Source organism: Candidatus Nanosyncoccus nanoralicus, from assembly GCF_004138405.1.
GTDB classification, from domain to species: domain Bacteria; phylum Patescibacteriota; class Saccharimonadia; order Saccharimonadales; family Saccharimonadaceae; genus Nanosyncoccus; species Nanosyncoccus nanoralicus.
The window spans coordinates 1-24148 of record NZ_PRLL01000002.1; the positions used below are offsets into that span (position 1 = coordinate 1).

The following is a 24148-nucleotide window of genomic DNA, read 5'->3' on the forward strand; positions in this document are numbered from 1 at the left end:
GAGAGTTGTTAAATCTTGAAGGAATAGGGATTATTAAAAACGAAACCTATGATAACAAGGTTTATTATTCAGCAAATACGAAGCATCCCTTCTCAAAGCCACTAGTTATGCTGTTTTCTACACGTGCTGATGTGGTGGTTGACGTGACGGTGAAGCCAAACGTTTGGGAAGAATATGTGCGTTCAGTTAAGAATTACTTGGACTGTTTAATTGTTACTAACCGACTACCTGGCCAAGAGGGTGTTGATTTATTGATAGTTGGGGATGATAAAACGAAGAAGCTGACGCATTGGGCTGAGGTTGTTGAGAAGAAAGAGGGGAAACCTTTGAATTACGTAATCATGTCTCGTGATGATTTTCAGTATCGTTTAAATGTGAAGGATAGGTTCGTTTCGGAAGTCTTGGAGATGTCGATATTGGAAAAAATTGATCCAGATGGAATATTGAATAGACGTTAAAATAATTTGGAAAAAGAGGAAGGAGTGACAGATGTTTGAAATTGAGAGTAAGAATCCAAATGAAATTACAATTAAAACTGCGACAAAGACGGTGACGATTGATTTTGTTAATGGGGTGATTATGGCTGATCTAGCTGTAGGGGAAATCGCAGGTCCTGGTGAGTTTGAGATTGGAGAGGCAACAATTAGAGGTATTAGTGTGGCTAAACATACTAAAACAATTTATGACGTAGAAGTAGGCGGAGTTCATATCGGTATTATTGGTGATTTTGATGAGAACTTGGATGAGTTAGGTATTTCTGATATTCTATGTACGAGTTCAGTGAAGGCGATTAAGGATATTAATCCTAAAATAATTGTAGCTACGGGTAATATTGACGGTATGGTGACTGAATTAAAGCTTTCAAGTAGAGTGGAGAAGAAAATTAAGATTAAAAAGATAGAGGATCTTCCTGCGATACAAGAAGTAATTGCTTTAAATTAAGATTAGTAAAAGATAGTGAGGGGGATGAATTTAAAAAAAGAGCTCAAAAGATAAAGGGCTCTTTTTTAAAAGTTACTATGAAAGTGAATTTACTTAAAAAATGTATTCAGAATAATAGGTTTTTGTATGCAATTTTTGGATAGAAAATCATCAAAAATGATACTGAGTAAAAAATGTGTTCAGTAATCTAAATAAAATTGTATTGTTGAAAAATATGATGGTTAATTAATATGCTATAATTTTGATATGAATTTTGATATTTTTGCGATTATCATCGTATTTATTATTATTTTATTTTCAATGGTCCTACATGAGATGGCCCATGCTTATACTGCGTATTTTCTTGGGGATAATACCGCAAAAGAAGAAGGGCGATTGTCGTTAAATCCATTTTCACATATTGATCCGGTGATGTCGATAATTGTGCCGCTACTGCTATTTATTAGCGGTGGGCCGATTTTTGGAGGAGCCAAGCCTGTTCCTGTAGCGCAGAAAAGACTTAAAGGAGGTGAATGGGGGATGGCGTTAGTTGCGTTTTCTGGACCTTTTGTAAATTTCTTGATTGCTCTTGTTGGGTTTTTAATCGGCTATCTAAGTGGCGGCTTGGTGGCCGGTGGATATATAGGATTATTCTTTAAACAGTTAGTTTTAGCTAATTTGGGTTTTATGATTTTTAATTTATTACCAATTCCACCACTCGATGGTTCGAGGATTGCCTATGCTTTGGCGCCTGACTTTATTAGAGATTTATTTGATAGGATTGAAAAGGGCATGGGGGTTTTCATGGTTTTGATTTTAGTGTATGTATTTGGAAATTCTTTGTCGATTTTTACTTCAAGTATAATGGTCTCTATACTGAAATTCTTTTATTTTATTGTGGGGGTAAAATAAATAAATAAGGTATGCTATAATTAAATTACCCTAGTGGCGGCATGATTTTCCTGAATAGTCATGTTTCAGGGGTTTCGCGGTGTTATCTCCGTGGAGATACGCATAAGATTCTACCCACCTGTATTTATTACAGGGAAAAACAGGTCACTAGGGTTTATGATTTTTCAAGATATGAGTGGATATGAAGCAGAAAATTAGAATAGCTGGAATGATTCGGAAAGCGGATCATTTTTTGGTGTTAAAGAAGAATAAGGGACGTGCGGATATATCTACTGTCTGGGAGTTGCCGGTTTGCAAGATTCGAGTGGGGGAGCAGCCAGAAGAGGCGATAGCGAGGTTGGTAGATGAGGATTTATCACTGACTGTTAAGAAAATGAAGATTAGAGACGTAATCACATTTACGGAGTATGAAGATGCCTCAAAAATATATAGTTTATATATTATATATGATATTGACGTTGAGGATAATGAAGCTAATAAGATTGAACTGAGTGATAAATATTCATCGTATAAATTTTTAGGATTCAATGATGATATCTTTTCTAACTTAAGTTTCGAGGAGGCCTCAGCTACAGTACTTGGAATTGAACTTGGAAAAACAGGTAACAGGCAGAATGGAGAAGTTACGGTGGGGCTTCGGGGTGCTGCTAATGGGCCAATTATTTACACGGATGGAGCTTCAAGGGGAAATCCTGGGCCATCGGGAATCGGATACGTGGTATATAGTGAGGAGGGCCAGGAGCTTAAAAGGGGTGGGGAGTTTATTGGATTTGCGACTTCTAGGGTGGCAGAATATTATGCTCTTAAAGAAGGATGTGAACAGGCAATTGAACTTGGCTTTAGGACGGTGCGCTTTGTATCGGATAATTTAATGATGGTGAATCAAATGAATGGAATATATCAAGTTAAGAATAATGATATCCTGCCAATCTATAATGATATTAATAGACTTATTCAAAGTTTTGACACAGTGGCATTTACGCATGTAAAGAGAGAGCGAAATATAATAGCAGATAGCGAAGCGAATAAGGCGATAGATCGACACTTTGGATCCTAGCTTTTAGATGCAATTTATGATAGGATATTCAAGAGTCCGCAAGACAGTCGCTTGGTATAGCCAAGAGGAAAGTCCGGGCAGCATAGAACGCAGTAGTCGTTAACGGCGACCGTTTGATCGTTTAGAAGTGTAGTGATACATCAAAAAACTTAAAAATAGGGAAAGTGCCACAGAGACAATACCGCCTTCGGGCAAGGGTGAAAAGTGTGAGGTAAGAGCTCACGGCGTACTATGGTGACATAGGCGATGGTAAACCCTACTGGCTGCAAGGAGTGCTAGAGAACCTTTGTTCGAGGATGCACGCTCACCGCTTGAACATTTTGGCAACAAGATGTCTAGATAGATGACTGTCGGCTTATCTAATATCCCCCCGTTATGGTTATCTTGTGATAGGGGATCGATAGAACATAAGTTACAGAACCCGGCTTAGTAAAGACTTAAAAAATAGACCCTTTGTGGGCCTATTTTTTTGTTTTCTAATTATTTAAGAAAACCTTTTTTCTTGAGGGTACGAATAGCGGCAGCGCTAACGTTTAGACGAATCTTTTTACCATCGATGATGAGGGTTTTCTTTTGAATATTTGGTTTAAATACTTTACGGGTTTTATGCTGTGAGAACGAAACATTATGTCCGTACATCTTGCCTTTACCGGTGATTTCACAAATAGCCATTACTTATTCTCCTGTTTAGCTTTTTCGACAATAGCTTTGAAGGCAGAAGGTTGATTAACGGCAAGCTCGGCAAGGATTTTGCGGTCAACAGTGATGTTCTGTTTCTTCATAAGATTGATAAGCTGAGAATAACTTAGACCAAGCTCGCGGGATGCGTTGTTGATGCGAGTAATCCAGAGAGCACGTAGATCGCGTTTGCGATTACGGCGGTCACGGTAAGCGTAGCGAAGAGCCTTGATGACGCCTTGTTTGGCAAGACGGAAACTTCGTGTACGATAATGTTGCATACCTTTAGCGGCAGCTAGGATTTTTTTGTGTTTTGCGCGTGCAGCGACACCTCTTTTAATTCTCATGATTAAACTCCTAATGCACTCTTAATGTTTTTTGCAATTTTACCTTCGACTGCACCAGCAGTTTTCATATTGCGTTTTCTTGCTTTGGACTTCTTAGCAAGGATATGGTTACCAAAGGCGCGTTCACGGATTAATTTTCCAGTACCGGAAATCTTAATACGCTTTGCGGTGCCTTTATGGGTCTTTAATTTAGGCATAGGTTTTCCTTTTAGTTATAGTTAATATTTGTACTCAGGCTAGCTGAGCTAAGGAGCGATCAGGGAACCGTGGAAGTAGGAAATTACTTCTTCCGAACTCCGACTGATAAGTTGCGTCCAGCAAATTGTGGTTTTCCTTCAACGATGGCTACTTCAGCTAATTCAGCTAAAATACGATCAAGTAGAGTGCTACCAAGCTCTTTGTGAGCGAGCTCACGACCTCGGAAAGTGATCATGATTTTACAATGATCGCCATCATCGAGGAAGCTTTTAATTTTGCGGATTTTAATATTGAGGTCATTGTCACTGATTTTGAGGCCAATCTTCATTTGCTTTAGTTCGGATTGTTTTTCACGAGCTTTTTTACGATTCTTGGCTTCTTCTTTCATCTTCTGGTATTGAAATTTGCCCCAGTCGATGATTCTGACAACAGGAGGATTTGCGTTTCCAGCAATTTCAACTAGATCAACGCCATTTTCTCTTGCGAGGAGCTGAGCTTCGCGGCTTGACATAATGCCAAGTTGCTCTCCATTAGTTCCAATAACTCGCACAGATTCGTAACGGATTTCTCCATTGATTTTTGTACGTGAATTTTTGATACTAATGGTAGTCCTTTCTTTTAACCTTAATAGGTAGAATTATATCAAGAATAACTGAGATTATCAAGGGGTTAGGCTAAGCTTGCGGCCTGGTTATGGCTGGTTAAAACTAATGGCTTCCGATAGGTGTTGAATCTTAATATCGTTTGAGTGATCAAGATCGGCAATAGTGCGTGAAAGACGAATGATTTTAAGCAAGGCACGGGCGGATAGTTGAAGTTTGCTGGAGGCTTGCTCAAGGTGCTTTTTTTCGGGGTCTTTAAGATGAATAAATTTTGTAATCTGCGAAGAAGAAAGTGTTCCATTAAAGAGCTGATCTGTTTGATAGCGGAATTTTTGATGCTCTAATGCCTCTTGTATACAATTTTTAATAACATGGTGGGTTAGGGGTTGTTCGTGGGTAGAGCTGAGAGTGGCCAGATTGAACTGATCGAGAATTTTTTGATTTCCTAAATATGGAACGTTAACTTTAATATCGATGCGATCTAGAATTGGACCACTAATCTTCTTTTGATAGCGCTGAATTTCGTTTGGAGTACAGGTGCAATGTTTGATTTGACTACCATAAAAACCGCAAGGGCAGGGATTCATGGTGGCGACCAGGATGAAATTTGCGGGATAGGTGACCTTTTCTTTGGTTCTGGCGATTGTAATTTGATGATCTTCGAGTGGTTGGCGCAAGGCCTCTATGACTTGACGGGAAAATTCAGGTAGTTCATCAAGAAAGAGGACGCCGTGATGTGCGAGGGAGATTTCTCCTGGTATGATGGGGTTACCACCACCTATAATGGAGCAAGTAGAGCTACTGTGATGAGGTGAGCGGAATGGACGAGAATCTACGATATTGAGAGCCTTAGAGAGTTCTTTTAGTTTGGTAATTTCGAGAAGCTCATGGGTGCTGGGGCGAGGAAGAAGAGCTGGAATAGTTTTGGCAAGTAGGGTTTTGCCACTACCCGGAGGACCACTAAAAAGTATATTGTGATGGCCTGCTAAGGCAAGTGTGAGGGCGCGTTTGGCAAAATTCAGGCCATAAACTTGATCAAGTGTCGTGTCGAATTTCATAGTTGTTGATGAGTGGGCTGGTTGATAATTCTGGGAAGTAACTGGAGTTATAAGCGTTTGGCCCTTGAGATGAAGAAATAGTTGACGTAGGTTTTGAACTGGAAAAAGCTTAATATTGTCTACGATGGCAGCGGAGTTTAAATTTTCGCTAGGAAGATAGATCTCGGTGAAACCAGCATCCCTGGCAGCTTCAACAATATTGATAATACCAAAGACGGGTCGAAGATCGCCACTTAAAGAAAGTTCACCGACAAAGAATTTATGCATTATATTAAGTGGAGTCAGCTGCTTGCTGCCAGCAAGAATGGCGATGGCAATTGGTAGGTCGAGGGTGGACCCAGTTTTGGTTAGGTTGGCGGGAGCGAGATTGACAGTGACTTTTTGAAGTGGAAATGTAAGATCAGAATTTTGTATGGCGTTACGGACGCGATCCCTTGATTCAAAGATAGTTTTGTCGGCCATACCAACGAGATTGAATACCGGTAGGCCTTTGACAAAACTAGCTTCAACTTCGATGATTTTACCATTGTAGCCGTAGGGAATAGCTGAATATACTTTTGTAATCATATTTTTAATATAACGAGGTAGGTGAGGAAAGTCGAAGAATATGCACTTTTTGAATAAAAAAGATGGTTAAAAAATAAAACAACTGGGGTAAAATGATATCTTGCTTATGATTGATATCTTGCTTATGATATAAAATTGAAGAAAAACGGGGAATATGTTAGAATCGGAATTAGTTGGGGCTGACAAAGCTTAGACGGATTATTAACAGATATCAGGCATGACGATTGATACCGTAAGTATTGAATAAGTGAAGAAACAACTTCAAAGCACGTGCTTTACGCACCTGTTTACGCCTAATTTTTTATAGGCCGGTTTAGATATAGTTTCTCGGAAGATCTAAATTGTTATAAAGAAGAGAATAGGGGTAACTAAGTGATGCAAGTTGCCTAGAAAAATAAATCATGGGTTCTAGAAGTTTTGTTCTATTGCAGCTTCTAGAAATAACCGAGATGAAACAAAGAACTATGCATGTAGAATGATATCATGGAGATTTTTCGGACCCGGAGGCAGTATCCGGCAGCTCCACCATAAAAGATTAGTTTAAAAGGCACCTCTGGTGCTCTTTTTGTTTACAGAGGGAGGTAAAAATGGGGTGTGGAAAAGAAGCTAAAATTCATAAATATTTTATTCAAAAAGTTGTTGACATAAGCGAAATAGAGAGGTAATATAGAGGTAGCTTTTGAATAAAAAAATTATTCAAAGCCAAAAACAAACAATATAGCCAAAAAACTCCACACTCTATAAGAAAAGTTCGGCATTCCTCGCAGTTTGGCCGACTTTTCTTTTTTTTATGATATGAATACACGAGTCTCAAGTTGCTTGAGGCTTTTTATTAAAATATATAAATCTGGATAAATAAGGATGGCTGTATCAATGACAAAGATTAATGTTTTTGATAAGTAGAAAACTTTACGGCCTTAGTATTAATATTATTGAGTGTTTATTTCTGAAAATAAAAAGCACAAGAGGGTGCTTGTAGTGCTTTTTGAGGCCGTGGTCTTTTTCTTTTTTATTTTTAGTAAAGAAATCCCAAAGAATCTATATTAAGAAGAGGGTTGATTATGGTACAGAAAGATTCCTAGTTGTACGTGGTAGAATGACGATTTTAAATAAAAAAATAAACATAAGTTTCTTTGTATTTTGTTTATTAGAAATATGATGACTTGTTGCTGACTAAAAGGTTTTTTGAATGATAGGAGAAAAAAGACGCAGCGAGAGCTATGCGTTTTTGCTCTTGTTGTAAAAATAATATATGTAAATTACATGTGTTTGTTGTAATTATTTACAGTAAAAGTTACATCATTACATAAAATTTAGAATTTTTGTTGTGATTATTACAATTATACAAAATGAGTTAATATATTCATTTATAGGTAAGAATTTTATATTTTTAATTACTGTTGTAGTAAATACATGTATAAATAGGGTATTTTGTATTGATTTAAAATGAAGCTTATGTTAGTATAAGAGTGTCGAAAGACAAACATAAAAAATCAACAAATAAAAAGATTGTGAGAATCTAAATGTAAATTAAAAGGTTGGTTTTAAAGATATCTAAACATGCTTAATGTAGAGATATTTTAAAAAGCTATGAGGGGAGAGCTAAAGACGGATGCCCCACTATACGTGGAGCGGTCAAACAGTCTAGGTGGAGATGGTTGCGGTATTTATTTATGTTTTAGCGCCGGATAACCACCCACCTAGATTCCAGGGGAGAGTACATTATAGGATCTAGCTTGGCTAGATGAGGTGTTTTGGAAAAAAGATAAAATAAGTTTTATTAATAAGACTTACTCGAGTTCATTTTTAGAATGATGAGAATCAGGGAATAAGAGTAGATGATTCTTATATAGGATTATGTTCTTTAAGTTTTTAAAATGACGTATAATATGGTTATGATTAATCGATTAATTTTGATTTTATCACTAGTCGTATTGTCGATTATTTTAGCAATATTGTTTTTGACGTCGCCGGCAAATATAGGACCATTAGGAATATTGTTTTTCTTTGTTTTGGTTTATTTTCTGTCTTTTGGGATTGTTACTTTCTTTATGAAATTTTTTGTAAAGATTTTTTTTGCAAGAAATGTAATGATTAAGAAAGATTACATTAATGCGGGTATTATTGCGATCTTACCAATTACGGTATTGGTTTTAATTGCTTCGGGTGTGAGGAATTTAATAATATTGGTGTTAGGCCCAATTCTACTAGTAGCTGTTAATGTATTTTTGTTTACTAAAATTAGTGAAAATTAGACCCGTAAGGGTTATTTTTTTATGTTGTAATGTTTTCCTTTATGCTTTGTTTTTTTAATATTTACAGGGGTGAAATTAGTGTAACGTTTGTGATTGAATAAAATAATTAATTCATAAAGATGTTGAGTAAAAATAATACATTAAATTAAAGTGGATATGGTAAAATGGAGGTATGGATAATGGTAACGTTGGGCCAGGGCAGATGATGGGACAGTGGAATAATTTTGAGGCACCACAGTATAATCCTAATAGGCACAACCTTGATCCATTAATGAACCAGGAGTCAATGGAGGCGGGTATTGAGCAGCGCGTCGAACAGTTACCAAATAATATGAATCTTGTAAATCAAGGCCCACCAAATGCTTATGAGAATGCTAATATGATGGGAAATGCCGGATTGACTGCTACTGGTTTTCTATCATCAGAGGAGACCCCGCAGGCGCCACTGGGGGAAGTAGTGACAGTGGGCAATATGACTTTTGATGATGAAGGAAAAATCGTAGGAACAGATTTACCTAAAGCAAAAGATATGGACGGATTGGAGCCGGAATTTATAAAGGCGGTTAGTGAAGCTATGAAGATTAAGGATCCGAACGAGAAATACCGAAAAAAGCGTGAATTAGCAGCCAAGCTTTTGCTTGATCGTTATGGAAGAGTACTTGGTCAGGGAAATGAGTAGGCAGAATAATGAACGGTGGTAACAGATTAGAAAATTTGATTAGGGGTGGCAATCAACAACCTGTGGAGCAGGAATCAAATAGTCAGGTGATTGATTCGCCAAGTGCTGCTAGCACTCAAAGTCAGAACCAGCAGGTTGGGCAAGGAACCGCTTCGCAGTCAAAAAATAATATGAGTACTAGAATTGATAGTAGTATTTTTGTTGGAATTGCGATTTTTGGTCTAATAATTATAGCGGCGATTTTTGTAGTTATTAGAATGTTAAAACAAAAACGTAAGGCGAAAGAGTTTGAGCGTGCTCTAAAAATGATTCCGATGTTAATTCACTTACCGCCATCAACTGACGATATCCAGGGTGGGGGTAGGGATGAGCGTGATGTAAATGATGAGGCGATTTCTCAAGCCACGATTATGTATACGATTATTTCATCTACTTTGAAAAAGGCTGGAATGAAGACTCACGTGTATGGACAAAAATATTTTTCCTTTGAAATCGTGGCGGTGGATGGGTTTGTAAAATATTATGCTGTGGTGCCGGCGGTTTTAACTGAAACGGTGAAGCAGGCAATTTTGACTTCTTATCCAACAGCTAGATTGGAAGAGACGGAAGTCGAGAATATTTTCAGCAGAGACGGTATGGATAATAGTGAGAATACGGGAAATCAGTATAATGCTGAAAATTTTGTATCTGGGGGCGAGCTAGTGATGAAGAAAGAAGTTGAGTATCCAATTTTGACATTTCAGGAAATGAAGTGGGATGCACAACTGGCTCTACTAAACGCCTTTTCCAAAGTTCGAATTGGTGAGGGGCTGGGGCTTCAGGTGATGTTTAGACCACTAGATTCTAGTTGGTCTAAAAATGCAGAAACAAAGATCAAAAATATTAAATCTGGAAAAAAAGGTTTCAGTGGTAAGGGATCTAATTTGCCAATCCGAATACTTTATTTATTAACGGATATAATTAGGGCGCCATTTGAAGTTCCTGATGAACACAAAAAAGATAAGGATGAACACAATTCTGAATTATCACAAAAGAAGCAAGAAGAAATTCAGGCGATTGACACTAAGGCAAAATTTCCTGCATTTGAATGTTTAATTAGAATTGTGGCGCATTCAAAATCAAAAGCTCGAAGTGAGGGGTTGGTCGGGGGTGTAGTGGCAGCTTTTTCGCAATTCGATTCACCAAATTCAAATGGTTTTAAATATGATTTGAGTAAGAAAGTTGATCAATTAATTACTGATTATATTTTTAGGTTTTTCCCAGTATCGAATAAAAAAATTGTACTAAATACACAAGAATTGGCGACGATTTTTCATTTGCCTTCACAGGCATCGATTCCGTCAAGTGGCGTTGAAAGACAGATGACGAAACAGGTTGATGGACCAGCGTCCTTGATTACCGATGGTGTGTTGATTGGGCGAAATGAATATCGCGGTGCAATTAAAGAGATTAAATTAAGTGTAAATGACCGCAGGCGACATATGTACGTAATTGGTGCTTCAGGTATGGGTAAGTCGGTGTTTTTGAAGAATATCGCCTATCAGGATATGGTTGAAGGTAAGGGTTTTTGTTTTATTGATCCGCACGGTGATGTAACGGAAGAACTACTATCAATGGTGCCAGAGGATCGCATTGATGACGTGATTTACTTTGATCCGTCAGATATGGAGTTCCCAATTGGTATGAATATGCTGGAGGCAAAAACTCCAGAGGAAAAGGACTTTATTGTACAAGAGGGTATCAATATGTTGTATTCTCTTTATGATCCTGGACATACTGGTATTTTTGGTCCACGTGGTGAGCAGATGTTTAGAAATGCGGCGCTGCTTTTGATGAGTGATCCTAAGGGCGCTACATTCTTGGATATCCCGAGTCCATTCATTAATAAAGATTTAGTGATTGATAAATTAAAATATGTAACTGACCGTGATTTGTTTGATTACTGGACAAAAGAATTTCCAGCTTCACAAAAATCAAATGATGCGGGTGAAGTGATTACGTGGTTTGCTTCTAAGTGGAGTCCATTTAAGCAGAATACAATGATGAAGCGAGTACTGGGTCAGATCAAGTCAGGCTTTAATATCCGTGAGATTATGGATCAGCAGAAGATTTTACTAGTGAATCTTTCTAAAGGTAAGCTTGGCGAATTAAACTCGAAGCTGCTTGGTATGATCTTTGTGATGAAATTTCAGACGGCGGCAATGTCGCGCGTAGATACGCCGGAACATGATCGTAAAGATTTTTGTTTATTTGTCGATGAGTTTCAGAACTTTTCAACAGAATCTTTTGAATCGATTCTTTCAGAGGCAAGGAAATTCCGACTTAATTTGATTGTTGCGAACCAGTTTATGACACAGCTGACCGATAAGATTCGTGAAGGTGTGCTTGGTAACGTTGGTACGATTGTGGCAGGACGCGTGGGTGTGACGGATGCGGAAATGCTGGAAAAAGTGTTTACACCTGTGTTTAAAGCGGAAGATCTTCATAAGCAGCCAAATCATCATGCAATTACAACTGTTTTGATGAATGGTATGCCGTCGGCGCCGTTTACAATGAATTTACCAGCACCAATGGGGAAGGAGGATCGCAAGGTATTCGAATCTTTGCGTGAGTACTCGGCAAAGAAGTACGGTCGTCCTGGTGCAGAGGTAGATAAAGAAATTGATGAGCGACTAAATATTAAGAACGAAGGAGAGAAGCCTGTAAAAGAGGTACCTAAGAATGAGGGGGGTGGTTTTATGTCAATGATTGGTGAAAAAAATAGTGGACAGGGAATAGATTTGGGGGTAGCGAAGGTGCCAGCAAGTCAGGCGATACCAGGTTCACCAGAGGCGGCTAGAATAATTCAGCAGGCGAATGAGACACCTGCTAAAGAGTTGTCACTTGAAGAGATTGATGCAGAACTGGCGAAGTTGAGTCAAGAATCTAAGGATAATGATCTTGATTGGCTAGCAAGTGAAGAACCGAAAAAAACACCAGTAAAACAGGAAGAGATTACAAAGAATACGAAGATTGAGTCAGAACGACCTGATTTCGGGCAGATGAGCTCTGGGGACGTAATAAATCTGAGGTAAGTTAGAATTCGGGGGCTAAGTATGTCGGAATTTTATAGGATAATTTTTGATAAAAAATGTGTTCAGGCTATTTAGGGAAGCTGGAAGCAATAAAACTTTAATGCATATGATTGATATCAGGATGAGAAACAAAATGCCCTTAGAGGCCCTTAGAATGCGTTAAACGGGGTGTTTATCTTGACAGCTTGAAGAGGAAAGAGTAAACTGGAGACAGATATCGAGTGAGGTGAACGATTTAGTTTAATCTTGAGTTTGACTTTTTATCAAGAGAGGATCGAATTTTACAGCGAGTCTTTGGTATCAGCATAAAAAACTTAATGAGGTATTTGTTTGATGGCTGAAAAACAAAAAATTGAGGAATACGATAGTTCCGAAATCCAGGTTCTAGAAGGTCTAGAGCCGGTTCGTGTACGTCCAGGTATGTATATTGGGTCGACCGGATACGATGGTTTACATCACTTAGTAAAAGAAATTGCAGATAACTCAATTGATGAGGCGATCGCAGGTTTTGCGACTAAGGTATTGATTACATTGCAGAGTGATGGTGGTGTGAGGGTTGAGGATAACGGACGTGGTATTCCAGTAGATATTCATCCAAAAACACATAAGTCAACACTTGAGACAGTGTTAACTGTTCTGCATGCTGGTGGTAAATTTGGTGGCGGTGGATATAAGGTTTCATCAGGTTTGCACGGTGTTGGTTCATCGGTGGTGAATGCTCTTTCAACCAAGATGATTGCGGAAGTTTACCGAGATAAAAAAGTTCATCATATTGAATTTGAAACAGGTAAGCCAATTATGCAGCTTGATACCTCAAAGAAGACTGATAAGCAAGGTACCTGTATTACTTTTTACCCCGATCCAACAATTTTTAAAGAGACAACTACTTTTGATTATGATTGGGTGGCGCATTATGCAAGACATCAGGCATACTTAACTAAGGGAATTTTAATTTCTGTATTTGATGAGAGAACCGGAGAAAGAGAAACTTTCTATTTTGAAGGCGGTATCAAGAGTTACGTAAAGCGTTTGAATGAAAGTAAGGAAGTGCTTTCTGACGATATTTTTTATGTTGATAAGCAGATTGAGGATGCAGAGGTGGAGATTGCAGTGCAATATAACGACACCTATGCGGAAACTATGAAGCCATTCGCAAATAACGTGTTGACCCCAGAAGGTGGAACACATGTGGTTGGTTTTAGGACGGCTCTAAATCGTACAATTAATGACTATGCAAGACGTAATAATCTGTTAAAGGAAAAAGAGGATAATCTAACTGGCGATGATATTAAGGAAGGTTTGACGGCGGTAATCTCTGTAAAAATTCCAAATCCAGAGTTTGAAGGCCAGACTAAAAATAAGTTAGGTAACCCAGAAGTACGTGGTTATGTGGATAAGGTAATGTCAGAATATTTTGGCTATTACCTTGAAGAGAACCCAGCAATTGCGAAGAAGATTGTGGGGAAGGCAACTTTGGCAGCTCGTGCACGAAAAGCAGCGAGGGCAGCACGCGATAACGTAATTCGTAAGGGTGCGTTTGAAGGATTAAACTTGCCTTCAAAGCTAGCGGATTGTTCATCAAGAGATCGTACAGAATGTGAATTATTTATTGTCGAGGGTAACTCGGCGGCTGGTTCAGCAAAAGAAGGTCGTAATTCAAAGATTCAAGCAATTTTGCCGCTACGTGGTAAGGTGTTGAATACCGAACGTGCTAGATTGGATAAAATGTATGCAAATGCAGAGCTGGTATCTCTAATTAAGGCTTTAGGAGTAGGAATTGGGGATCAGTTTGATCTATCGGGTCTTCGCTACTACAAGATTGTTTTTATGACCGATGCCGATGTTGATGGTGCACATATTTCAACCTTACTTCTTACTTTCTTCTTCCGCTATATGCCAGAAGTGGTAAAGGGTGGACATGTTTATCTTGCGAAGCCACCACTATTTGGCTTAATTAAGGGTACGGGTTCAAATAGGAAGATCGATTATATCTATGATGAAGAGGCGTTGGAAGCAAAGATTGCCGCAAGAATTGAGGAGCGAAAGAAAGAGGGCTTAAAGATTAACCCTGAAGATGAGAGATTCAAACAGGCTGGATATACTGCACAGCAGCGTTTTAAGGGTCTTGGTGAAATGAATGCCCAACAGCTTTGGGATACGACAATGAATCCAGATAATCGTGTTTTGGTGAGAGTGAATATTGAAGATGCGGAAAAGGCAGATGCAATCTTTACGAAACTGATGGGTCAGGAGGTGGAACTTCGTAAAAACTTTATTCAGTCACGAGCTTCAACTGTTAAAATTGATGATTTGGACTTCTAGTCTAGAAAGGAATGATGATGAAAGAGAATAAAAACAATCCAGAGAATCTAGACAATGAAAAAGTGAGTAAGGTTGGCGGTGTGCCAGATGCGACTGACGATAAAGGTGTAGATGAGACTATGGGTAAAACCCCAGACTTGAAAGAGAAGAGACTTGAGGCTGACGAGAATGAAGTAGATGAGACTGAAGAAACGGAAGCTGGTGAAACAGAAGAAGATGTTCATGTTGGTGGTTTAACGGCAAGGCGAGCTGAGGACGGCGTAGAGGAATTGACGGTTGAGAATGTGATGGAAGACTCCTTCCTGCGTTACTCGATGTCAGTAATTATTGACCGTGCACTGCCAGATGTGAGGGATGGTTTGAAGCCAGTACATCGTCGTATTCTTTATGCGATGTATAAAAATGGCTGGAAGGCTCCACATGCTACAGTAAAATCTGCACGTATCGTTGGTGAGGTGATGGGTAAGTACCACCCACACGGTGATTCGTCAATTTATGATGCTATGGTAAACTTGGCGCAGCCATGGAAGATGCGTTATACCCTAGTGGAGGGGCAGGGTAACTTTGGTTCGATGGATGGTGATGATCCAGCGGCTTCCCGTTATACAGAGGCACGGATGGATAAGGTGGGAGCGGAGCTATTGTCTGATATTGAAAAAGAGACGGTTGATTTTCGTGATAACTTCGACGGTACAGAGAAAGAACCAGTAGTACTTCCTGCAGCGCTGCCAAATATTCTACTTAATGGCCAGATGGGTATTGCGGTCGGTATGGCTACAAATATTCCACCACATAACCTTGGGGAAGTTGTAGACGCTACCGTGTCGTTAATCGACAATCCTGATGCAACGCTCGATGATTTATTGAAGCATGTAAAAGGTCCTGATTTTCCAACAGGTGCTGAGGTTTATGGTGGAGCGCCAATGAAGCAGGCTTATGCAACAGGTAAAGGTTCCGTGACTATCCGGGCGATTGCGGATATTGAAGAGCGTAAAAATGGTCGCTTTAATATTGTAATCACTGAAGTGCCATATGGTATGAGTAAGGAATCTTTTATCGAGAAAGTTCGTCAATTAGTATTGGATAAAAAAATGACTCATATTGCTGACGCTAGGGATGAATCGGCACGAGGTAAGATTCGAGTAGTAGTAGAACTAAAAAAGGATGCTTATCCAAAGAAGATTTTGAATCAGTTATATAAGATGACTGATTTGCAGACGACTTTCCATTATAATGTTTTGGCGTTAGTTAATGGTATCCAGCCTCGTATTATGGGATTGAAGGAAATTTTGGCGGAATTTATTAAGCATCGCCAGAAGGTGATTCGTCGCCGTATGGAGTATGATCTAAGGAAAGCAAAAGAGCGTGCTCACATCCTCGAAGGTTTAAAGATTGCTCTAGATAACATTGACGAAGTGATTAAAACTATTCGTGAATCTTATGATGATGCGGATAAACGCTTGATGGAACGTTTTGGTTTGTCTGAAATTCAGGCTGCAGCTATTTTGGCAATGCAACTTCGCCGCTTACAAGGACTTGAACGAGATAAAATTGAAGCTGAACTCCAAGAATTAATGGCAATGATTGCAAAATATGAAGAAATTCTTGCCGATGAAGCAAAGGTGCTTGCTGTAGTTAAAGATGAGCTGTTGGCCATGAAAGAGAAGTATGGCGATAAACGTCGCAGTAAGGTGTTTAATCATGAGCTTGGTAAGTTCTCAGAAGAAGAACTGATTCCTGAAGAGGAGAGTGTCGTTCTCTTGACAGCAGAGAACTACATTAAACGTGTGTCACAGACCGATTTCCATCGTCAGAACAGGGGTGGAAAAGGTAAACGAGGTATGACTACGAAAGAAGAAGATGTGATTTCGCAGATTATTACGGCTAATTCACATGATTTCTTGTATTTCTTTACTTCACAGGGACGAATCTTCAAAATGAAGGCCTATGAAGTGCCGCAGGCTTCGTTGACTGCGAAGGGGACTGCAGCGGTGAACCTACTTAATATGCATCCAGACGAGAAAATTACGGAGATTATTAAGCATAGTGATGGAATCGATCCTGAGACGGGCTATCTCTTTATGGCAACCAAAAAAGGTACGATCAAAAAGACTGAAACAAAGAATTATATGAACGTACGTTCAAATGGTTTGATTACGATTAAGTTGGATCCAGGAGATGAATTGAAGTGGGTGAAGGCAACAACGGGGAAGAATGATATTATTATTTCAACTTCAGCCGGTCAAGCAATCCGCTTTAATGAGGAAGATGTAAGGGCGATGGGCCGTTCAGCAATGGGGGTGCGTGGTATTAGGTTGAGGCCAAAAGATGAAGTAGTGGGAATGGACGTAGTAACGGATCCAAAGCAGACTCTAATTGCAGTGTCAGCTAACGGTTACGGAAAAGCAACACTAGTTTCTAACTTCCCAACGCATAAGCGTGGCGGTGTCGGAATTAAGGTGGCTTCCGTAACGGAGAAGACTGGTCCAATTGTGGCAGTACACACCTTAGATCCAGAAGCTTCAGAAGTAATTATGATGTCTAGTTTGGGTCAGGCAATTCGTGTAGCAGTTAAAGATATTCCGGTATTAGGTCGCGCAACTCAAGGAGTCAGAATTATGCGACTTGCAGATGACGATACGGTTGCATCGCTTGGGATTGTCTTGCCAGAAGATAAAGAAGAGGAATCTGAGGAAGAAGAGTAGAAATATTAATCTCTAAATATTTAAAAAATACTCCGGAAACGGGGTATTTTTTATGTAATTCATTGGAGGTATTGGCGTGAAAAAAGTATAGATATCTTGCTTATGCATTAAAATATCTTGCTTATGACAAAGTGAAAAAATGAAGATTTTACCCCTGTAAAATAAAAAAATAAAATGGTAATGTTTGCGTATTTTGAGGACTCCGTGTTAAGGTGTGGGCAAAAGAAATCTAAGTGAGGTAAAGAAAATGAATGAACACATCAGAAATACCAAAAAAGGCGCCACGGCGACAGCTGGTGTAATAAGGAGAAATTATATTGGTGCGGGGCTATTAACGGTGGCGACAAGCGCGGTAATGGCAATGAATTTTAGTGTACCGACAATGGCGACGAATAAAATGCTGTCAATGAATGCAAATGTGCCAAATCAAGAACATCCAAATGTGCCAGAAGGAAATTGGGAGATTGAACCTCTAAAATCATTACCACCAAAATACGACGGACATATTCACTTGCCAGTGCCTTTTGTAGACGGGAAACTTGCGGTAAGTCTTGATCGAATTGATAGAACAAATAGCCAGATTGAGTTTTCAATTAGTAAGAAATGGCTAGGCCAGCATAAGATTAAGAGAATTGGATTTGCATCGGTTAGATGGTATGGCTTTGCAATTGATAATGCTGGTTTATATGAGGCGAATAAATTTGATGACGAATGGACGACAAAATTATTAGCCAGTAAATTCGATTATGAAGAGATTAAAGATCGTCATGATACAGGCGAACGTTACTTTTGGATTAAACCAACCTTCGATCTATTTTATGAATGGTCAAATGATGTTGTGTTTATGGTGCAGTTAGATGATGGTCAATATTACAATGGTCGTGTTCTCTTTAAAGATGACTGCATGGGGGAATGGTACCCTGGAAAAGACTGTAGAGTTAAAAGTTTTGATACGACAAAGACATCGTGGAATGTGAGATATGCAGTGCATGATGCTCCAAGGAAATATCAAGAAGGGATGAAGTTAAAAGCAGAGGATGGCTATCTGAATAGTGATGCGGTCACTGAAAAGAAGGAAAATGAAACACGTCCAGAAGAGCCAAAAAAGCCTGATACTCCAAAGAACCCTAATGGGAAGAAGGAGCCTGAGGGGTCAAAGAAACCTGATACTCCAAAAGTTCCTGACGAGAAGAAAATATCTGAGGAATCAAAGAAGCCTGAAAAACAAGATGAAACTACAAAAAAGGAAAATTCAGGAGATTCAAAAGAATCTGAGAAAACGGATAAAAAGACAGAAGGGGAGCCTAAAAATAAGGCCGGTGAATTAGCTGAGAAGAAAAAAGAGGAAGGGGGAGCTAAGAATAAGGAAGAAATAAATAAAGAAGATAAAGTAAATGAGCATCATGATGTGGTGGTAGAAAAACCACAAACTAATCTTGGGGAAGTAAAAAATACAGATTACATAAAAGATAGAAAGAGAAACAATGTGTCGGTGTTAGCTGCGGAGAAGAACACTGAAGATGGAAATAATTCTGATACAGAAAATGATACGAAAACTGAGATAGAGGTAGAAAACGAGGCGGGCACTATATCTCAGGATGATAAGGATCAGAGTAAAGAATTAGGTAATAATAATGATAACAGCCTGAATGAGGTACCAAAATTAGGTGAAATTAAAAAGGAAAATACTGGAATCTCATTATGGTGGGCTTGGTTTATCGGAGGCACAGTCTTAGGTGCCATACTTCATAAGATCTTCTTCTCAATTCGTTCAAAAAAGAAATCTATTTCAAACTAGAACGATAGCCGGCGATAGCTCTCTCTTCATAGCAAAAATCTCTCAACATATCGTCGGTGAATTGAGAAGAAGTGCACCTTAAAAGATTCTATATCCTGCTATAGGTATTACACCTATAATCTTTATAGAGAATTATAGCCGTCAGTGATGATGGCTATAATTTTGGTTCAGAAGAAAATATGTGATAGAATAGGCTTATGGAAAGCCTTTATGTTTTTTTGGCATTTATCTTAGGTTGGTTTGTTGCTCAGATTTTGAAGTTAATTTTCTTTATTATTAAGAAGCGGGGCAGAACAACATTTCAGGATGTTATATATTATATGGTGAAATCTGGGGGTATGCCGTCTGGACATACAGCAAGTTTTACAGCAGTGACGATGACGATAGGTTATGTTAGTGGTTTTACTTCGACAATTTTTGCGCTTGCAGTATGTAATACCTTGATTATTATATATGATGCAATCAATGTAAGACATTCGGTTGGAGAACATGGGGAAGTGTTGAATAAATTAATTGCGGACAAGAATAAAGCAGAGGGAAGTAAAATTAAGAAGCTTCGTGTGGTTGAGGGGCATACGATGGCAGAGGCTGCGGTGGGATTTATATTGGGAATTTCAATTGCAACGATGATTAAAATCTTCTGTTTATAGGCTAAAATGAGGGCTTTAAAGGTAAAAAGAAAGAAAAGTTAAAAAAATATAAAAAAAGTCCGAGAAATGTATTGACAGTTTGGTTTAAGTAATCTATTATTAGAGCATACAAATGCTGCGAGATAGATAAGATAACTCTGTGCTTTTGGAAAATGAAATTTAACAATTCAGTTGTGCAATTTGAAATGGTAAATATGTGTGATTTTTATAATCATACGAAATCCATTTCTTTCATCGTCAGTTTTATTTTTATTTGAGTTTTCAAATTTAATATTCAAGGTCTTTTGACCTTTAATGGAGAGTTTGATCCTGGCTCAGGATGAATGCTGGCGGCATGCCTAATACATGCAAGTCGAGCGGTAGCATGGCTTCACCGTTCTCTTGACACACTTGGCTTTATGCGAGTGGTAAGATTCGAGGGAACTGTGAAGCTGATGACGAGCGGCGGACGGCTGAGTAACGCGTGAGAACATACCCCAAAGTGAGGGATAACTAGTCGAAAGATTAGCTAATACCGCATGTGATCTTTGGATTAAAGCATTTATGCGCTTTGGGAATGGCTTGCGTACGATTAGATAGTTGGTGAGGTAAAGGCTCACCAAGTCGACGATCGTTAGATGGTTTGAGAGGATGATCATCCAGACTGGGACTGAGACACGGCCCAGACTCCTACGGGAGGCAGCAGTAGGGAATCTTTCACAATGGGCGAAAGCCTGATGGAGCAATGCCGCGTGCAGGACGAAGGCCTTCGGGTTGTAAACTGCTTTTATAAGCGAGAAATATGATGGTAACTTATGAATAAGGATCGGCTAACTACGTGCCAGCAGCCGCGGTCATACGTAGGATCCGAGCATTATCCGGAGTGACTGGGTGTAAAGAGTTGCGTAGGTGGCAAGGTAAGTAGATAGTGAAATCTGGTGGCTCAACCATTCAGACTATTATCTAAACTATCTAGCTCGAGACTGTTATGGGTAACTGGAATTTCTAGTGTAGGAGTGAAATCCGTAGATATTAGAAGGAACACCGATAGCGTAGGCAGGTTACTGGGACAGTTCTGACACTAAGGCACGAAAGCGTAGGGAGCAAACGGGATTAGATACCCCGGTAGTCTACGCCGTAAACGATGGATACTAGCAGTTTTGGGTATCGACCCCCGGAGTTGCGAAGCTAACGCGTTAAGTATCCCACCTGTGTAGTACGATCGCAAGATTAAAACATAAAGGAATTGACGGGGACCCGCACAAGCGGTGGAGCGTGATCTTTAATTCGATGGTAAACGATAAACCTTACCAAGGCTTGACATCCGATGTAGGCTCTCGAAAGAGAACTGTGCCTTCGGGAACATCGAGACAGGTGATGCATGGCCGTCGTCAGCTCGTGTCGTGAGATGTTTGGTTAAGTCCATCAACGAGCGCAACCCTTGCAACCAGTTGTATTTTTCTGGTAGGACTGCCCCGGTAACGGGGAGGAAGGAGGGGATGATGTCAGGTCAGTATTTCCCTTACGCCTTGGGCTAGAATCGCGCTACAATGGCTGGTACAATGCGAAGCGAAGCAGTGATGTGAAGCAAATCGCACCAAAGCCAGTCCCAGTTCGGATAGAAGGCTGAAACTCGCCTTCTTGAAGTCGGAATCGCTAGTAATCGCAGATCAGCATGTTGCGGTGAATACGTTCCCGGGTCTTGTACACACCGCCCGTCAAACCATGAGAGTCACCAACACCCGAAGTCCGCCTCGGCGGCCTAAGGTGGGGGAGATGATTGGGGTTAAGTCGTAACAAGGCATCGGTACGAGAACGTGTCGATGGATTACCTCCTTTCTAGAGAAGGATTTGATGAGCATTAAGTAGTAATATTTAATGTATCTAGGTCGGTCGTAATTGTGTTAATTAAGCTTAGAACACAATATAGCTTACGTAAGTAAGATACGATTTACAGCTTACTGTTACTTTCGATGAATTGCACAACTGAGTTGTTAAGGAGAACCTCCGTAAGGGGGGTTTTTTGATTTTCTGTGTATGATATACTGTTTGTATGATAGAGAAAAAGCTGCTAGAGCTAGAAGATTTTTTATTAGAGTTTTATGGGGAAGAAAATATAGAGCTAGTTATTTCAGAGGCGGCTAGTATTCTTGGGGTTTTGATTGGAATTAAGCCTGCTGCATTACTTGTAAACGATGTGATGGAAGACGGTCGGATGCTACTTGATGGCGGCACTCTAAAAAATATTTTAGAAGAGCTTGGAATAAAAATAACTATTGGCAATGTCAGTAAGTTTGCTGTTCATAAAAATAATAAAAGGATGGCAGACTCTTTGTATGAGGGGGATGAATTTATTTATATTTCGATCGATGATAGTTTATGCGATCAATTAAAGAAAAACTACTTAGTGGTGACTGATTTAACTGAAGACGGGGTAGTGGCTGAAAAAGATAGAAACGAGTGGAATGAGGCAAATCTTCGTGTGGGAAAATTGCTTGGATATCCGGAGACGGCGGTTCTAGAATATATTAAGACGTCTGGAGATGTATCTTATATGAAAAGTGAAAAGCGTCGGAAAAGGATGGCGCGTAATCGCTACTATGCACATAGCGAGAAGTTTGAGGATGATGAATTCAGAAAATATGACCTACCGCTTAATCAAGCTATTTTGAAGTATCTGCCAAGAATTGCAAAGAGTATGCAAGCGGACTTAAAAAAGAGATGGTTGGACTAATCTAATTTTCTTGTGGTAAAATAGTAAGAGTTTAAAGGGAGAATAAAAAATAAAATGGGTCTTTTGATCAACCTGGCATTGCTGCTTATAGGCTTTGTCTTTCTAATTAAAGGGGCGGATATTTTTGTGGATGGGGCTAGTGATACGGCTAGAAAATTTCGTGTACCAAAGATGCTGATTGGATTAACGATTGTTTCTTTCGGAACGAGTGCGCCGGAGTTTGCAGTGAGTATCCAATCTATTTTATCGGGGAAGGGTGATATTCTTTTGGGGAATGTAGTAGGTAGTAATATACTTAATATCTTATTAATTCTAGGAATATCCTCTTTGGTAGGAACCTTGAGAGTAAATACGGCAACCGTAAAGAAGGAGATTCCAGTACTAGTCTTAATTACGTTAGCATTTGCAGCGCTTCTATCAGATAAAATCTTTGGCTTAGCTGAGAATGTATTTACACGTCAAGATGGTATTGTATTGTTGTTATTCTTCTGTATTTTTATCTACTATTTGATTGGGATGGCTCGTAAAAAAGATACTAATGAAGAAGAGAATAAGGACGAAAAGCCAGTTAAGTTGGTGAAGGCACTCTTGATGATCGTAATTGGGCTTTTTGGTATTGTTCTTGGTAGTGATTTTGTAGTTAAAGGGGCTTCGGAAATTGCGGCAACATTTGGCGTGAGTCAAAGGATTATTTCACTCACTATTGTGGCACTTGGCACCTCGCTGCCTGAGCTAGTAACTTCAGTAATTGCTACAAAGAAAGGTGAGTATGATATTGCAATCGGTAATATTGTCGGATCAAATATCTTCAATATTGGTATTGTAGCGGGCCTTCCGGTGGCAATTTTTGGTGGAGTAGGGGGTGGTGCATTCTCATATATTGATATTATTGCCTTAATCATATCAGCCGTAGTATTATTCTTCTTTGCTAGACATGGTGGAAGAATTGGATACAAGAAGGGAATTATCTTTTTACTAATGTTTGCAGCATATTATGGATATGTGATGATGGGGAGTTTTGCATAGGAAATGGAAGATTTTGAGCTTGATCCGACGCTTGATACTCGAAACCTAAGAGATGAATTTAAGGGGTTGTCTAATGAGGCGGTGAAAAACAATTTAGACGAGAAACGGGTGAGCTTAGAAATTGCGATTGAGAATGTGGACCATGATTTTAATGTAGGGACAATTGTTCGATCGGCGAATAACTTTAATGTTCAGGCTGTACACATTATTGGAAAGAAGAAATATAATAGGCGCGGTGCAATGTGTACAGACAAGTATTTGACGATTAAATACTGGTCGGAAGTGAAAGACTTCATGGATGATCAGAGGAGGCGACACAGAGATGTGGTGGCAATTGAGAATAATACTGAACGCGCTAAGCCTATACATGATAAAAAATTTGTTCAAGAAACTACTTTAGTTTTTGGAAGTGAAGGGAATGGCATTAGTAGTGAATTATTAGAAAAAGCTGATGATGTTCGTTATATAGAATCGCTGGGATCAACAAGATCTTTGAATGTGGGGGTAGCGGCTGGGGTAGCTATGTATGAGTGGGTTAGGCAGCAGGTTCTATAAAATAAAATACTCGTCGATTTGATGAGTATCT

18 protein-coding genes, 1 rRNA gene and 2 other RNA genes are annotated in these 24148 nt (G+C 39.2%); 16 read left to right on the forward strand and 5 right to left on the reverse strand.

The genetic code is table 11. The annotated features are described in order from the left end of the window. The 5 genes from G3KMM_RS02780 to rnpB all read left to right on the forward strand — a co-directional run. On the forward strand, nt 1-458 hold a 458-nt coding region (locus tag G3KMM_RS02780), incomplete at its 5' end, for a hypothetical protein (protein ID WP_164998455.1). Nucleotides 459-489: 31 nt separating this feature from the next. Next, nucleotides 490-942 (forward strand): MBL fold metallo-hydrolase, encoded by a 453-nt coding sequence (locus G3KMM_RS00505; RefSeq protein ID WP_129603990.1) that lies wholly within the window; start codon nt 490-492, stop codon nt 940-942. Nucleotides 943-1188: 246 nt separating this feature from the next. Further along, the gene (locus G3KMM_RS00510) at nt 1189-1833 is read left to right on the forward strand and encodes a site-2 protease family protein (protein WP_129603992.1); all 645 of its coding nucleotides are present in this window, start codon (nt 1189-1191) and stop codon (nt 1831-1833) included. A 181-nt stretch (nt 1834-2014) separates the two neighbouring features. Then, nucleotides 2015-2890 carry a reverse transcriptase-like protein gene (locus tag G3KMM_RS00515; RefSeq protein ID WP_206660620.1) on the forward strand — a complete coding sequence of 292 codons (876 nt, stop codon included), beginning with the start codon at nt 2015-2017 and terminating at the stop codon, nt 2888-2890. A gap of 31 nt (nt 2891-2921) precedes the next feature. Then, an RNA gene (gene rnpB, locus G3KMM_RS00520) (RNase P RNA component class A) lies at nt 2922-3334 on the forward strand. A gap of 36 nt (nt 3335-3370) precedes the next feature. On the opposite strand, the gene rpmB is transcribed toward rnpB, so the two are convergent. The 5 genes from rpmB to G3KMM_RS00545 all read right to left on the reverse strand — a co-directional run bounded on the left by rpmB (nt 3371) and on the right by G3KMM_RS00545 (nt 6340). Continuing rightward, nucleotides 3371-3562, reverse strand: a complete 192-nt coding sequence (gene rpmB / locus G3KMM_RS00525) for a 50S ribosomal protein L28 (RefSeq protein ID WP_129603995.1) — start codon at nt 3560-3562, stop codon at nt 3371-3373. Next, nucleotides 3562-3915 (reverse strand): 50S ribosomal protein L20, encoded by a 354-nt coding sequence (rplT, locus tag G3KMM_RS00530; protein ID WP_320410496.1) that lies wholly within the window; start codon nt 3913-3915, stop codon nt 3562-3564. Before rplT ends, rpmB begins: the two co-directional genes overlap by 1 nt. A 2-nt stretch (nt 3916-3917) precedes the next feature. After that, nucleotides 3918-4112: a 50S ribosomal protein L35 gene (gene rpmI / locus G3KMM_RS00535; protein ID WP_129603999.1), complete on the reverse strand. Its 195-nt coding sequence runs from the start codon at nt 4110-4112 to the stop codon at nt 3918-3920. 83 nt (nt 4113-4195) lie between these two features. Then, nucleotides 4196-4717: a translation initiation factor IF-3 gene (gene infC / locus G3KMM_RS00540; protein ID WP_306760260.1), complete on the reverse strand. Its 522-nt coding sequence runs from the start codon at nt 4715-4717 to the stop codon at nt 4196-4198. 87 nt (nt 4718-4804) lie between these two features. After that, a complete protein-coding gene (locus G3KMM_RS00545; RefSeq protein WP_129604006.1) occupies nt 4805-6340 on the reverse strand; it encodes a YifB family Mg chelatase-like AAA ATPase in 1536 nt (511 codons plus the stop codon). A 175-nt stretch (nt 6341-6515) separates the two neighbouring features. Between G3KMM_RS00545 and ssrA the strand changes: the two genes are divergently transcribed. From ssrA to G3KMM_RS00600, 11 genes are all read left to right on the forward strand, one after another. After that, nucleotides 6516-6868: a transfer-messenger RNA gene (ssrA, locus tag G3KMM_RS00550) on the forward strand. Nucleotides 6869-8767: 1899 nt separating this feature from the next. Continuing rightward, the gene (locus tag G3KMM_RS00555) at nt 8768-9274 is read left to right on the forward strand and encodes a hypothetical protein (RefSeq protein ID WP_129604011.1); all 507 of its coding nucleotides are present in this window, start codon (nt 8768-8770) and stop codon (nt 9272-9274) included. Nucleotides 9275-9282: 8 nt separating this feature from the next. Further along, nucleotides 9283-12348 carry a type IV secretory system conjugative DNA transfer family protein gene (locus G3KMM_RS00560; RefSeq protein WP_129604017.1) on the forward strand — a complete coding sequence of 1022 codons (3066 nt, stop codon included), beginning with the start codon at nt 9283-9285 and terminating at the stop codon, nt 12346-12348. Nucleotides 12349-12681: 333 nt separating this feature from the next. Further along, nucleotides 12682-14670 carry a DNA gyrase/topoisomerase IV subunit B gene (locus G3KMM_RS00565; protein WP_129604022.1) on the forward strand — a complete coding sequence of 663 codons (1989 nt, stop codon included), beginning with the start codon at nt 12682-12684 and terminating at the stop codon, nt 14668-14670. A 14-nt stretch (nt 14671-14684) separates the two neighbouring features. Continuing rightward, nucleotides 14685-17375 carry a DNA gyrase subunit A gene (gyrA, locus tag G3KMM_RS00570; protein WP_241569014.1) on the forward strand — a complete coding sequence of 897 codons (2691 nt, stop codon included), beginning with the start codon at nt 14685-14687 and terminating at the stop codon, nt 17373-17375. Nucleotides 17376-17622: 247 nt separating this feature from the next. Next, nucleotides 17623-19173, forward strand: a complete 1551-nt coding sequence (locus G3KMM_RS00575) for a hypothetical protein (RefSeq protein WP_129604027.1) — start codon at nt 17623-17625, stop codon at nt 19171-19173. A gap of 197 nt (nt 19174-19370) precedes the next feature. Then, nucleotides 19371-19823, forward strand: coding sequence for a divergent PAP2 family protein (locus G3KMM_RS00580; protein WP_129604031.1), 453 nt, complete (start codon nt 19371-19373; stop codon nt 19821-19823). Between the two features lie 291 nt (nt 19824-20114). Beyond that, a 16S ribosomal RNA gene (locus G3KMM_RS00585) occupies nt 20115-21641 on the forward strand. 214 nt (nt 21642-21855) lie between these two features. Continuing rightward, nucleotides 21856-22536 carry a hypothetical protein gene (locus G3KMM_RS00590; protein WP_129604036.1) on the forward strand — a complete coding sequence of 227 codons (681 nt, stop codon included), beginning with the start codon at nt 21856-21858 and terminating at the stop codon, nt 22534-22536. Nucleotides 22537-22590: 54 nt separating this feature from the next. Next, nucleotides 22591-23562 (forward strand): calcium/sodium antiporter, encoded by a 972-nt coding sequence (locus G3KMM_RS00595; RefSeq protein WP_129604042.1) that lies wholly within the window; start codon nt 22591-22593, stop codon nt 23560-23562. A 3-nt stretch (nt 23563-23565) separates the two neighbouring features. Next, on the forward strand, nt 23566-24117 hold the full coding sequence (locus G3KMM_RS00600; RefSeq protein WP_129604048.1) for a TrmH family RNA methyltransferase: 552 nt from the start codon (nt 23566-23568) through the stop codon (nt 24115-24117). Nucleotides 24118-24148 lie beyond the last annotated feature (31 nt).